Source organism: Nocardioides sp. BGA-UO-ETr-FS32, assembly GCF_059567905.1.
This window is the reverse complement of record NZ_JCAQOX010000016.1, coordinates 294,169-306,243: the sequence shown is the minus strand read 5'-3', so window position 1 is coordinate 306,243 and position 12,075 is coordinate 294,169. Positions and strand designations below refer to the sequence as shown.

11 protein-coding genes are annotated in these 12,075 nt (G+C 71.9%); 6 read left to right on the top strand and 5 right to left on the bottom strand.

All coding sequences use genetic code 11. The features are described 5' to 3' along the window. Nucleotides 1-59 precede the first annotated feature (59 nt). Nucleotides 60-779, top strand: coding sequence for a class I SAM-dependent methyltransferase (locus AC57BS_RS19095; protein ID WP_496413028.1), 720 nt, complete (start codon nucleotides 60-62; stop codon nucleotides 777-779). Here AC57BS_RS19095 and AC57BS_RS19090 read toward each other — a convergent pair. After that, entirely contained in the window at nucleotides 773-1,585 is an 813-nt protein-coding gene (locus tag AC57BS_RS19090) for a class I SAM-dependent methyltransferase (RefSeq protein WP_496413027.1), read from the bottom strand. The two genes, AC57BS_RS19095 and AC57BS_RS19090, sit on opposite strands and share 7 nt — an antisense overlap. A gap of 78 nt (nucleotides 1,586-1,663) precedes the next feature. Between AC57BS_RS19090 and AC57BS_RS19085 the strand changes: the two genes are divergently transcribed. Continuing rightward, nucleotides 1,664-2,827: a glycosyltransferase family 4 protein gene (locus AC57BS_RS19085; protein ID WP_496413026.1), complete on the top strand. Its 1,164-nt coding sequence runs from the start codon at nucleotides 1,664-1,666 to the stop codon at nucleotides 2,825-2,827. Nucleotides 2,828-2,905: 78 nt separating this feature from the next. On the opposite strand, the gene AC57BS_RS19080 is transcribed toward AC57BS_RS19085, so the two are convergent. Beyond that, on the bottom strand, nucleotides 2,906-3,049 hold the full coding sequence (locus tag AC57BS_RS19080; protein WP_224744984.1) for a hypothetical protein: 144 nt from the start codon (nucleotides 3,047-3,049) through the stop codon (nucleotides 2,906-2,908). Nucleotides 3,050-3,103: 54 nt separating this feature from the next. Further along, nucleotides 3,104-4,885, bottom strand: a complete 1,782-nt coding sequence (locus AC57BS_RS19075; protein ID WP_496413025.1) for an MmpA family trehalose lipid delivery protein — start codon at nucleotides 4,883-4,885, stop codon at nucleotides 3,104-3,106. 92 nt (nucleotides 4,886-4,977) lie between these two features. Between AC57BS_RS19075 and AC57BS_RS19070 the strand changes: the two genes are divergently transcribed. After that, nucleotides 4,978-6,243: a lipopolysaccharide biosynthesis protein gene (locus tag AC57BS_RS19070; protein ID WP_496413024.1), complete on the top strand. Its 1,266-nt coding sequence runs from the start codon at nucleotides 4,978-4,980 to the stop codon at nucleotides 6,241-6,243. A gap of 104 nt (nucleotides 6,244-6,347) precedes the next feature. On the opposite strand, the gene polA is transcribed toward AC57BS_RS19070, so the two are convergent. After that, complete coding sequence (polA, locus tag AC57BS_RS19065) at nucleotides 6,348-9,050, bottom strand: DNA polymerase I (RefSeq protein ID WP_496413023.1); 2,703 nt, start codon at nucleotides 9,048-9,050, stop codon at nucleotides 6,348-6,350. A gap of 85 nt (nucleotides 9,051-9,135) precedes the next feature. Here polA and AC57BS_RS19060 point away from each other — a divergent pair, with 85 nt between their 5' ends. After that, nucleotides 9,136-9,603, top strand: coding sequence for a hotdog fold thioesterase (locus tag AC57BS_RS19060; RefSeq protein WP_496413022.1), 468 nt, complete (start codon nucleotides 9,136-9,138; stop codon nucleotides 9,601-9,603). 14 nt (nucleotides 9,604-9,617) lie between these two features. Here AC57BS_RS19060 and AC57BS_RS19055 read toward each other — a convergent pair whose 3' ends face one another. Further along, a complete protein-coding gene (locus tag AC57BS_RS19055; RefSeq protein WP_496413021.1) occupies nucleotides 9,618-10,187 on the bottom strand; it encodes a GNAT family N-acetyltransferase in 570 nt (189 codons plus the stop codon). A gap of 213 nt (nucleotides 10,188-10,400) precedes the next feature. Between AC57BS_RS19055 and AC57BS_RS19050 the strand changes: the two genes are divergently transcribed. Both AC57BS_RS19050 and AC57BS_RS19045 read left to right on the top strand, forming a co-directional pair. Next, nucleotides 10,401-11,243 carry a basic amino acid ABC transporter substrate-binding protein gene (locus AC57BS_RS19050; RefSeq protein WP_496413020.1) on the top strand — a complete coding sequence of 281 codons (843 nt, stop codon included), beginning with the start codon at nucleotides 10,401-10,403 and terminating at the stop codon, nucleotides 11,241-11,243. A gap of 7 nt (nucleotides 11,244-11,250) precedes the next feature. Then, entirely contained in the window at nucleotides 11,251-12,075 is an 825-nt protein-coding gene (locus tag AC57BS_RS19045) for an amino acid ABC transporter permease (protein WP_496413019.1), read from the top strand.

The window sequence follows — 12,075 nt, the reverse complement described above, 5'->3', positions numbered from 1 at the left end:
CTATATTCTGCGTCCGTACCACGGCCCAGCCGCGCCGTTCCACGTCCGAGGGACTTCACATGACCAATTGCCGACCCGCCGAGTTCGACGCGACGTGGACCGTCGCCTCGACGATCCCCGGGTGGCTGACGGAGGCCCAGGCACGGCTGCTCTTCGACACCGCACAGGAGCTGTCCGAGCGCCCGCTGATCGTCGAGATCGGCAGCCACCAGGGCAAGTCCACGGTGGTCCTGGCCTCCGCCGCCCGCGCGATCGGCGGCCGGGTGGTGGCCGTCGACCCCTTCGTCGACGGCCGGCTCTTCGGCGGCGCGTCCACGCGCACCAAGTTCGAGGGCAACGTGGCGGCGGCCGAGCTGAGCGACGTCGTCGAGCTGCTCCCCGACTACAGCACCCGCGCCCGTACGACGTGGGCCCGCGACATCGACTACCTCTACATCGACGGCAAGCACGACTACTGGACGCTGAGCGACGACCTCAAGTGGGCGCGCCACCTCCCGCAGGGCGCGCCGATCCTCGTCCACGACTGCTACTCCTCCATCGGGGTCACCCTCGGGGTCCTGGCCAAGGTCCTCCCGTCGCGGACCATCCGCTACGAGCGCCGCGCCGGCTCGCTGGCCCTCTTCCGGGTCGGCCGTCCGACTCTCCGGGACCGGCTGCGGATCCTGCGCGAGGTCCCGTGGTGGCTGCGCAACGTCGCCGTCAAGGTGCTCCTGCGACTGCGGTTGCGGACCGTCGCGGCGCGGGTCTTCGGGCACGAGGGCCCGTACGACCCCTACTGAGACTCGTCGAGCCGGTAGATCCTGCGCTCGAGCATCTCCCCGGGTCGCGCGTGCTCGGGCTTCACCACCGCGTCGAACGGGATGCGGCGATCGCGGCGACGGTGGCGCGTGGGCCACGTCCAGGCGGCCGTGAGCGCCTGCGCCGCGACGGCCTCCCAGCCGCGCTGGTGGCCCGGGGCCCGCATGGCCCGGTCGTAGAACTCGGGGTCGAGCTCGCCCTCGGTCCGCAGGTCGACCGACCCGGTCCAGTGGTACTGGATCACGCGGTGCTCGAACCGACGGTTGAGCACGGCGTCGAGCTCGTCGCGCACTCCGGCCCGCTCGATGTAGCCGTGGATCTCGGCGTCGAACCACGGCGCCTGCTTGGCGGTGAGCACCAGCGTCGGGCCCGATGCCCCGCCCTCCAGCCGGCACCACCACACGTGGCTCGGGAAGTCGACGATCTTGGCGCTCGCCGCCTCGGGGACCTCGATGTAGCCCGCACGCGCCACGCGGGTCAGCTCGGCGGCGACGGCGACCGGGTCGGCCACGTGCTCCAGCAGGTTGGAGCAGATCGCGTAGTCGAACGCCCCGTCCCGAAACGGCATGTCCGCCGCGTCGGCGTCGAAGAGCGGCCGGCTCACCCGGGCCGCCGCGCGCCCCGAGCGCTGCGCGGCGTGCTCGGCCCCGGTGTAGCGGTCGAGGAGCACGTCCGCCCGCCACGAGGGCTTGTCGCCGCTGCCGACGTCGAGCACGAGTGCGTCGTCGTCGACCGGCACGGCGATGCGTCGCTGGTGGAAGACGCGCAGCGCCTCGAGTGGTGCCATGGTCGAGGAGTATGGCAGGGGCTCCGCCAAGTCGGCGGAGCACGGGACGCAAACCGAACCGGCGGGTAACCTAGCGTCATGCAGGGAGCGAACCCCGCGTCCCTCGAGGGACGCCACGTCGTGCTGTTCAACTGGCGCGACACCCAGAACCCCGAGGGCGGCGGGTCGGAGCGCTACGTCGAGGCGATGGCCCGCGGCCTCGTCGAGCGCGGCGCCCGCGCCACGATCTTCTGCGCCGCGCACGACAGCGCGCCCGCGGACGAGGTGGTCGACGGCGTGCGCTTCGTACGCCGCGGCGACCACCTCGCGATCTACCTCATCGGTGCCCTGAGACTGCTGCTGCGCCGCTTCGGCAAGGTCGACCTGGTGGTCGACGTGCAGAACGGCCTGCCCTTCTTCACCCGGTTCGCGACCCGTGCTCCCGTCGTCGTCCTCGTCCACCACGTGCACCGCGAGCAGTGGCCGGTGGTCTTCCCCGGCCTCCTAGGGCGCGTCGGCTGGTGGATCGAGCGCGTCGTGGCGCCCCGCGTCTACCGCAGGTCGCAGTACGTCGCGGTGTCCCGTGCCACGCGCGCCGAGCTCATCGCCCTGGGCATCGGGCGCGAACGCATCGCGGTGGTGCACAACGGCACTGCTCCGCCCCCCGCGACGCACGTCGCCCGCAGCGCCACCCCCACCCTCTGCGTGCTGGGTCGACTGGTGCCGCACAAGCAGGTCGAGCACGCCATCGACGCCATCGTGGCACTGCGCGCCGACCACCCCCAGGCCTCGCTGGTCGTCGTCGGCAACGGCTGGTGGGACGACTCCCTCCGCACGTACGTCGAGGAGCGGGGCGCCGGCGACACGGTCACGTTCACCGGCCACGTCACCGAGCAGGAGAAGCACGACATCCTCGCGCGCTCGTGGCTCATGGTGCTGCCCTCGCTGAAGGAGGGCTGGGGCATCGTGATCGGCGAGGCCGGCAGCCACGGCGTGCCCACCGTCGCCTACGCCTCCGCCGGGGGCACCCGCGAGTCGATCGCGGACGGCATCTCAGGCCTGCTCGTCGACACGCCCGAGGAGCTGACCGAGACCGTACGGCGCCTCGTGGCCGACGACGCGGAGCGCAGGCGGCTCGGCAAGGGCGCCCGCGAGATGTCGCACACCTTCTCGTGGGCCCACTCGCAGGAGTCGTTCGCCCACGTCCTCGCGGACGTGCTCGCTGGACGGCTGGTCGCCGTCGAGGACCCTGACGGTCCCTGAGCGCTTCCCCGCGCCCGGGCAACACGAAGCACCGCCGCGGTCACCTGTCGGTGCGCGGCGGTGTCGGCTTTGGGCTGGTTACTCGGCGACCTGGTTGGTGCCGTAGTCCATGACGTTCTGGTCGGGCTGCGACGGCGCGCTGCTAACCGTGTTCACCACGCCTACGGTGGTGAGCCCGGCGAGCACGAAGCCCACAACGACCGCCACGATTCCACCGATCATTCGCTGCACGTCAAATTCTCCAGTTCACTAGACCGAGAGCACGGTAGCACCTCGTCAGGTGTCCCGATGCAATCGGCGCGAGCTCGTGCGCTTCTTTGCCAACCCCAGGGCGGCCGCTGCCACCGCGGCCGCGGCCACCGACCACGCGAGCACCAGCAGGACGAGGAGGGGCAGCCTGTCGGCCGGGCTGCGTGACGCATCACCCTCGGGCGGCTGCAGCGCCCACACCGTGAGCAGGCTCCCCCGGTGCAGCACCTCCGCGCCGGAGAGGTCGACGTCGGTGCCGTAGCGGTCGTCGTCGACCCCTTCCGCAGCGAGGGCGTCCGCCGCGGCTGCGTCAGCGACGACCCACCCGACGCCCTCGTCGGCCAGTGCCTGCTCCAGCTCCTCGCCGTCCAGCGTCGCGAGGTGCTGCACCACGCGCCGCGCCCGGAGGTCTTCGCCCGCTATCTCGCGCCCCGACACGACGAGCGTGTCGCTGGCGAGGTAGTCGGCGGGGAAGTAGCGCCCGAGCGGGTCCAGCGTCCGCCTGCCGTCGTTCCAGGCGGGCCTCCGGTAGGACGTGAACGGCAGGAGCAGGACGTCGCCCCCCTGATCGGCGCTGCGACTCGTCTCGAGTGCCTGCCTGGCCGTGGCGTACTCCTCGGGGAAGGACACGGCGTCCAGCCGGCCGGAGAGACCGAGTGCGCCGTCGGGCATCAGCGCGACAGGGGCGAGGACGAGGGCGGTGCCCAGCGACACCCCGAGCGCCCGCGTCGGCACCGCCGCCAGCCGTGCGACCCCGTAGCCGAAGAGCAGCGCCTGGAGCGGTGCCGCCAGTGCCAGGAAGCGTGTCCCGTCGCGCAGCAGGCCGGCACCGGGAACGTGTGCCACCAACCATCCCACGCCCCCCGGCGCCGCGGCGCCCGCCACGGCCAGGACCAGGCCGAGGACGGCCGGGACCACCAGGGCCACCACGTCTGCTCGTGCAGCGCGTCGGCGCCACGGACGTACGCCGACCACGCAGACGACCACCACCAGCGCGAGGGCGGCAACACCCACCCACGTCGTACGGGAGGCCGGGACCACCTCGGCGTTCCAGATGCCGCCGAGACCGAGCACCGCCGCCCACGGGGGCAGCACGCCCTCCCCCTGCGCGGCGAAGAGGGCCACGGCGGCGGGGTCGCTCACCGTCCCCGACCCGTGGATGGCGCCGGCCACGATCCACGGCGCGTTCACCGCGGCCACCGCTCCGGTCGTCCACAGCAGGGGCCGAGCCGACTCCCGGCCGGAAGCCGCCACGCCGGCCACCGCCAGCACGCCCGCGACGAGACCGCCGACCGGGCTCAGGCTCGCGAAGGCGAGCCAGAGGACGAGCTGCGGAAGGGCGGCGCGCTCGCGCGCCGCCAGGCGTCGAGCGCACAGGTGGATCCACGGCAGGCTGGCGTAGGTCATCAGGAGCGGCCAGTGACCGATCCCCAGTCGCTCGACGACGAAGGGGTTCCAGACGTAGAGGGTGGCCGCGGCCAGCGGGCCGACGAGCCCCGGTCCGCCGACCAGCCGCGCGGCGCCCGTCCCGGCCAGGACCAGGGCGCCGAGCAGGACCGCCTTCTGCAGGAGCATGCCCGCCACGACCTCGTCCAGCAGCGCGACCACGAGGTCCGAGGGCACTGCCCGCGGCAGGCTCGACCCGGTCCCCCAGAAGTCCCCGCGCATCGACAGGTCCGGCACCCAGACCATGTCGTAGGTCAGGACGTACCCCGGCCCCAGCGCGCCACCCAGCATCAGCACGGCCAGGAGCAGCGACCACAGCGACGGAGCGACGCGCAGGCCCACAGCACCGATCCGTCCCCGCACGAGAGCACAGCCTAGGTGCTCCGCTCCGGTCCGCCCCGCGATGCCGCCGAGCGCGCCGCCGGTTCCCGGCTCGCGGTGCGGTTGCACCTAGGATGCGGCGGGTGACGGCCCCGAGAAGCGCGCGCTCCCGGCGCTCCTTCGACGGAAGCGCCGTCGCCGTGGCCACCAGCGTGATGAACGTGGCGACCTACGGCTTCACCATCATCGCGGCGCGTGTCATCGGCCCCAGCGAGTACGGCGCCTTTGCTGCCTGCCTCAGCTTCCTGCTCGTGGTGCAGGTCGGAGCACTCGGCCTGCAGGCGACGGCGGCCCGGCGCATCGCGCTCGACCGGGGACACGTCGCCGCCATCGAGAAGGCGATCCTGAGGCTGACGGCCAGGGTGTCACTCGTCGTCGGCCTGGTCATGCTGGCGCTGGTGCCCGTGATCAACCGGCTGCTCAACCTCGACGACATCCTCACCGCCACCATCGTGGCGCTCACCGTGGTCCCGTTGACCCTCGCCGGCGGCCAGGCGGGGGTGCTCCAGGGCGAGCGCCGGTGGCGTGCCCTCGCCGTGTTCTACCTCGCGGGCGGCATCCCGAGGCTCGTCGTCGGCACCTCGCTCATCCTCTGGCGACCCGACGCGACGACCGCGCTGCTCGGCGTCGGCATCGGCTTCCTGTTCCCGGTGGCCGTCGGCGCGTGGTTCCTGCGGCACCGGCGTACGCCGCCGGAGCAGGTGCCCGGTGAGCACTCGGCGCGCGCGATGCTCGTGGAGAGCGTGCTCAACGCCCAGGTGCTCCTCGCCTTCTTCGCCCTCTCCAGTGCGGACATCGTGATGGCCCGGCACGTGCTCACCGAGCACGACGCCGGCCTCTACGCGGCGGGCCTGATCATGACCAAGGTGATGCTGTTCCTGCCGCAGTTCATCGTGGTGATCGCGTTCCCCGACATGGCCACCCCCGAGAACCGGAAGCGAGCGTTGCGCCACAGCCTGTTGGCGGTCGCCGGGCTGGGGCTGACGTTCGTGCTCGCGGCCCGGGTGCTGTCCGGCCTCGCGATGGTGTTCGTGGGCGGCGACGAGTTCGGCGAGGTCGAGGACCTGCTCTGGGTGTTCGCGGTCCTGGGCACGGTGCTGGCGATGCTGCAGCTCCAGGTGTACGCCGTGCTGGCCCGGCAGGGGCGCCGCACCGTGCTGCTGGTGTGGGCGGCCCTGGCCGTCGTGGTCGCGCTCGGCCTCCGCACCGACTCGGTCATCGGCCTGGTGGGGGTCGTGGTCGCCGTCGATGCCATCCTGCTCGTGGTGCTCACCCTCGCGAGCCTCCGCCTCGCCAGGACCGCTCCCCCGCCGCCGGTCACCTCGCAGCTGCCGACCTGACGTCGGACGACCTCGCCTCGGCAGGCTCGACCGCCGCGTGGCTGCTGTCGAGCCGAGGACCACCACGCGAGCACGTGCGGCGGACCTGGACCCACAGCGCCCGCTCAGTGAGCGGCGTCGTGCCAGCTGCGTCCGGTTCCGATCGACACGTCGAGCGGCACGGCCAGGTCGGCGGCCCCGCCCATCTCGGCGCGCACCAGGGAGGCGAGCGCGTCGCCCTCGCCCGGCGCCACCTCGAAGACGAGCTCGTCGTGGACCTGGAGCAGCATCCGCGAGCGCAGGCCCTGCTCGGCGAGTGCCCGCTCGACGCCGAGCATGGCGACCTTGACCAGGTCGGCGGCCGAGCCCTGGATCGGCGCGTTGAGCGCCATCCGCTCGGCCATCTCGCGGCGCTGGCGGTTGTCGCTGGTGAGGTCGGGCAGGTAGCGGCGCCGACCGAGGATGGTCTCGGTGAACCCCGAGCGGCGGGCCTCGTCGACGATGCCGCCGAGGTAGTCCCGCACGCCACCGAAGGTCTCGAAGTACTCGTCCATCAGGCCGCGCGCCTCTGAGGTGTCGATGCGCAGCTGCTGCGACAGGCCGAAGGCGGACAGGCCGTAGGCGAGGCCGTAGTTCATCGCCTTGATCTTGGCGCGCTGCTCCACGCTGACGTCGGCCGCGTCGACGCCGAAGACCCGGGCGGCGGTGATCGAGTGGAAGTCCTGCCCGGAGCGGAAGGCCTCGATGAGGAGCGCGTCCTCCGAGAGGTGGGCCATGATCCGCATCTCGACCTGGCTGTAGTCGGCGGTCATCAGCGACTCGCCGCCCTCGCCCACCACGAACCCCTCCCGGATCCGGCGGCCGGCCTCGGTGCGGATCGGGATGTTCTGGAGGTTGGGGTCGGTGCTCGAGAGCCGCCCGGTCGCGGCGATGATTTGGTTGTAGGTCGTGTGGATGCGACCGTCCGGGGCCACCGTCTTGAGCAGGCCCTCGACCGTCTGGCGCAGCCGGATCACGTCGCGGTGGCGCAGCAGGTGCTGGAGGAAGGGGTGCTCGGTCTTCTCGAAGAGCTGCTGGAGCGCGTCGGCATCGGTCGTGTACCCGGTCTTGGTGCGCTTGGTCTTCGGCATGTCGAGCTCGTCGAACAGCACGACCTGCAGCTGCTTGGGCGAGCCGAGGTTGATCTCCTTGCCGATGACGTCATAGGCGTCGGTGGCGGCCGCGCGCACCTGCTCGCCGAACTCCGACTCGAGACCCTCGAGGTAGTCGGTGTCGACCGCGATGCCGACCTGCTCCATGCGGACCAGCGTCCCGATGAGCGGCAGCTCCACGTCGCGCAGCAGCTGGGTGCCGCCATGCTCCTCGACGGCGCCGTCGAGGGCGTCGGCGAGGTCGAGCACCGCCCGGGCGGTGAGCATCGCGCTGTCGCTCGCGGTGGTGTCCTCCATCGCGTCGAAGCTGAGCTGGTCGGCGTCGGCGGAGTCCTGGCGCAGCTCGCGCTTGAGGTAGCGCAGGGTGAGGTCGGCGAGGGCGTACGAGCGCTGGTCGGGCTGGACGAGGTAGGCGGCGAGGGCGGTGTCGACCTCGAGGCCGGCGAGCTCCCACCCGCGTGCGGCCAGCGCCAGGCTCGGTCCGTTGGCGTCGTGCACGGCCTTGGGTCGCCCGGGGTCGGCGAGCCAGGTGGCCACGGCGGCGTCGTCGTCGGGCTCGAGGTCCGCGGCGTCGATCCACGCCGCCTGGCCCTCCCGCGTCGCGACGGCGATCGAGTGCAGGTCGCCCGTGCCGGCTCGCCACGTGCCCTGGACGGCGACGCCGACGCGCGTGCCGGCGGGCGCGTGCTCGTCCAGCCAGGCCGCGGCCTCGCCGGCGGCCAGGCGCCGGCCGTCGAGCTCGAACCCGGCCTCGGCCTCGACGGCCTCGTCAGGGTCGGGGTCGATGGTGTCGAGGAGGCGGGTGCGCAGCTCGCCGCGGAACTCGAGCTCGTCGAGCAGCTCGAGACCTGCCGTACGGTCCCAGGGCTGGCGCGCCAGTCCGTCGGGGCGTACGGGGAGGGTGAGGTCGCGGACGAGGGCGTTGAGGCGGCGGTTGCGGATGACGTCGCCGAGGTGGGCGCGCAGCGCCTCACCCTTCTTGCCGGTGATCTCGTCGGCACGCGCGATCACGTTGTCGAGGCCGTCGAACTGGTTGATCCACTTCGCGGCATAGCCCTGCCCGACGCCCGGGACGCCCGGGAGGTTGTCGGAGGTCTCGCCGACGATGGCGGCGAGCTCGGGATAGCGGTGCGGCGGCACGCCGTACTTCTCCTCCACCGCCGCCGGCGTCAGTCGGGCCAGGTCGCTCACGCCGCGCATCGTGTAGAGGACGGTGGAGTCCTCGGTGACGAGCTGGATGGAGTCGCGGTCGCCGGTCATGATCAGCACCTGCATGCCCTCGGCGAGCGCCTGGGTCGCCAGCGTGGCGATGATGTCGTCGGCCTCGTAGCCATCCATCGACAGGTGCTGGATGTGCAGCGCGTCGAGGACGCGGCGGATCAGCGGCAGCTGGCTGCCGAACTCGTCGGGGGTCTTGTTGCGCTTGGCCTTGTACTCGCTGTACTCCTCGAGCCGGAAGGTCTGGCGCGACTTGTCGAACGCGACCGCCACGTGCGTGGGGGCCTCGTCGCGCAGCACGTTGACCAGCATCGAGGTGAAGCCGTAGACGGCGTTGGTGTGCTGGCCGGAGGCGGTCGCGAAGTTCTCCACCGGCAGGGCGAAGAAGGCCCGGTAGGCCAACGAGTGGCCGTCCAGCAGCAGGAGGCGGGGGCGCGTCGTCTCGCTCGTCTCAGGCACCCGCCGACTCTATCCGCCGCCACCGACACCACGGCGCCCGGGAACCCGCTCGTGACGCGCGGGGACCCTCCGCAAGAATGAGGCCATGAGCACGCCACCCGAGTCCCGTCCCGAGTCCCGTCCCGAGTCTCTGGCCCAGCTGAGCGTCGAGGAGCTGATCGCCTTCATGCCGGAGGGCAACGGGCGCCTCAACGACAAGATGGGGGTCGAGCTCGTCGAGGTCTCCGCGGAGCGGGTCGTGGCGACCATGCCGGTCGAGGGCAACACCCAGCCGTACGGCCTCCTGCACGGCGGCGCCTCGGTGGTGCTCGCGGAGACCCTGGGATCACTCGGGTCGGCGGTCCACGCCTACCCCGCCAAGATCGCGGTGGGCGTCGACATCAACGCCACGCACCACCGCGCCGCCACGTCGGGGACGGTCACCGGCGTGGCGACCGCGATCCACCTGGGTCGCTCCTCGACGTCGTACGACATCGTGATCAGCGACGAGCAGGGCCGGCGCGTGTGCACCTCGCGGATCACCTGCGCGCTGCTGGACGCTCCGAAGGCCTGACCAGTCGGTCGGGCTCAGCCGGGGACGCGCTCGCGCCGGATCCGTCGCGCGGCCAGGACGCGGTCGATCCGCTGCCGGCTCGTCGCAGCAGGTGTCACCTGGCGCGCCTGCGGCAGCCGGGAGCGTACGGCGCTCGTGGTGGCCGCGCGCAGCGTCGCCTGCGGGGCGAACGACAGCCGCGCCATGAAGCGGTTGGCGTCACGCGCCTCGGCGGCCGCGGCGGTCTGGACGTGGGTGATCCCGTGCTGCTCGGCGAAGCGGCAGGCCGCCTCCATGAGTGCACTGCCGACGCCCTTGCGGCGGAACTGCGCGAACACGTGGGGCGAGACCGCGAGGACGGCGGGCTCGAGGTTGAGCGGGGTGAACGTGGTCGCCTCGAGGTAGACCGCGCCGGCCACCTCTCCGTCGACCTCGGCCACGGCGAGCAGGCGGGCGTCGGAGGTGTCCGCCTCGGCGACCACGCGCGCCACGTCGGCGAGCTGCTCGTCGAGATCACCCTTGCGCAGGATGTCGCTCCACAGCTCCCGCAGCGAGGCGACGTCCGTCGACCCTGCTGCGCGTACGGTCACCGGCGTCCGACTCATCGACCCACCTCTTGCTCGAGCACGCTCCGTGGCCCCCCGCCGCTCCTGATACGGCACCACACCCGGGCGAGAGTACGCCCAAGCCGTCCCGCGCGCCACGCCGAGGTGCGGCCGCTGGGGATGGCAGGGCCGCCGCGGGCGAATGTAACGGCCGGATGACGATGCCTCGCGCGTCGCAGCCCTCCCCCGGAGCCGTGCACTACGCTCCCCGGCATGTCATCCAGCACCCTCCCGCGCCCGCGCGGCATCATCCGGAGCTCGATCGCTCTCGCGTCCACCCTGGCCCTCGCCACGGTCCTCACGGCGTGCGGCTCCGACGACAGCGGCGGCTCAGCCGGCGACAGCGGCTCCGGCGACGAGTCCGGCCTCACGACCGTCTCCAGCGGCACCCTGACGGTCTGCTCCGACGTCCCGTACCCCCCGTTCGAGGACTTCGACGACACCTCGGAGTCGGGCTTCAAGGGCTTCGACATCGACATCGTCCAGGCGATCGCCGACGGTCTCGAGCTCGAGCTCGCCGTCAAGGACTCCTCCTTCGACGCGCTCCAGAGCGGTCAGGCCCTCAACGCCGCCCAGTGCGACATCGCCGCCAGCGCGATGACCATCACCGAGGAGCGGAAGGCCGCCCTCGACTTCTCCGACGGCTACTACGACTCCCAGCAGTCGCTGCTGGTGACCGAGGGCTCCGACATCGCCTCGATCGACGACCTCGACGGCGTGAAGGTCGGCGTCCAGCAGGGCACCACCGGCAAGGCCTACGCCGAGGAGAACGCGAGCGGCGCGGACATCGTGTCCTTCCCCAGCGACGCCGAGATGTTCCAGGCGATCAAGGCCGGCCAGGTCGAGGCGCTGCTGCAGGACCTTCCGGTCAACATCAACCACCAGGACCAGGGTGGCTTCTCCGTCGTCGAGACCTACTCGACCGACGAGTCCTACGGCCTCGCGATGAAGAAGGGCAACACCGAGTTGGTCGACGCGGTCAACGAGCAGCTCTCCGAGATGCGTGACGACGGCACCTACGACGAGATCTACAACACCTACTTCGCGACCGAGTGACCTGCGCGTGGCTCTGAAGCGCTCGACGCGTCGCACCCTCAGCAGGGCGGTCCTCTACGCCGTCCTGCTGGGGGTGTTGCTCCTGGTCGGCCTGAGTGCCGACTGGGCCACCATCCGCGCCAACTTCTTCGCCCCGGCCGGCATCGGCAACCCGTTCACGGGCGACTGGGGCACCTGGCCCGACCTGATCACGGTCGGCGTCAAGAACTCCCTGATCTACACCGCGATCGCCTTCGGGGCGGGGCTGGTGCTCGGGGTCGTGCTCGCCCTGATGCGGCTCTCCCCCGTTGCGGCCTACCGCTGGCTCGCGACCGCCTACATCGAGTTCTTCCGTGGCCTGCCCGTCCTGCTGGTCGTCCTCGTGATGGCGTTCGGAATCCCGATCGCCTTCAACGGATGGACCCCGCCGGGCGGCACCGTCGGCGCCGGCGTCGTCGGCCTGATCCTGGTCGCTGCCGCCTACATGGCCGAGACCATCCGGGCCGGCATCCAGGCCGTGCCGAAGGGCCAGACCGAGGCCGCGCGCTCGCTCGGCATGAGCGCGGGACGCACCACGGTCACCGTGGTGCTCCCCCAGGCGTTCCGGATCGTGATCCCGCCGCTGACCAACGAGTTCGTCCTGCTCATCAAGGACACCGCGCTGCTGTTCGTGATCGGCTTCGCCGCCGACCAGCGTGAGCTGACCACGATCGCCCGTGACTTCATGGCCTCGAGCGCAACCGCCGGGACGGCGACCAGCCTGATCCAGGCCTCGATCCTCTACCTCCTGATCACCCTGCCGCTCACCCGACTGGTGTCGTGGCTCGAGCACAAGCAGCAGAAGGCCCGGTGA

Bases quoted from the DNA above. Each gene is read 5' to 3' on its own strand.
- AC57BS_RS19095 (WP_496413028.1), top strand. From the start codon at position 60: ATGACCAATTGCCGACCCGCCGAGTTCGACGCGACGTGGACCGTCGCC.
- AC57BS_RS19090 (WP_496413027.1), bottom strand. From the start codon at position 1,585: ATGGCACCACTCGAGGCGCTGCGCGTCTTCCACCAGCGACGCATCGCC.
- AC57BS_RS19085 (WP_496413026.1), top strand. From the start codon at position 1,664: ATGCAGGGAGCGAACCCCGCGTCCCTCGAGGGACGCCACGTCGTGCTG.
- AC57BS_RS19080 (WP_224744984.1), bottom strand. From the start codon at position 3,049: ATGATCGGTGGAATCGTGGCGGTCGTTGTGGGCTTCGTGCTCGCCGGG.
- AC57BS_RS19070 (WP_496413024.1), top strand. From the start codon at position 4,978: ATGCGGCGGGTGACGGCCCCGAGAAGCGCGCGCTCCCGGCGCTCCTTC.
- AC57BS_RS19060 (WP_496413022.1), top strand. From the start codon at position 9,136: ATGAGCACGCCACCCGAGTCCCGTCCCGAGTCCCGTCCCGAGTCTCTG.
- AC57BS_RS19055 (WP_496413021.1), bottom strand. From the start codon at position 10,187: ATGAGTCGGACGCCGGTGACCGTACGCGCAGCAGGGTCGACGGACGTC.
- AC57BS_RS19050 (WP_496413020.1), top strand. From the start codon at position 10,401: ATGTCATCCAGCACCCTCCCGCGCCCGCGCGGCATCATCCGGAGCTCG.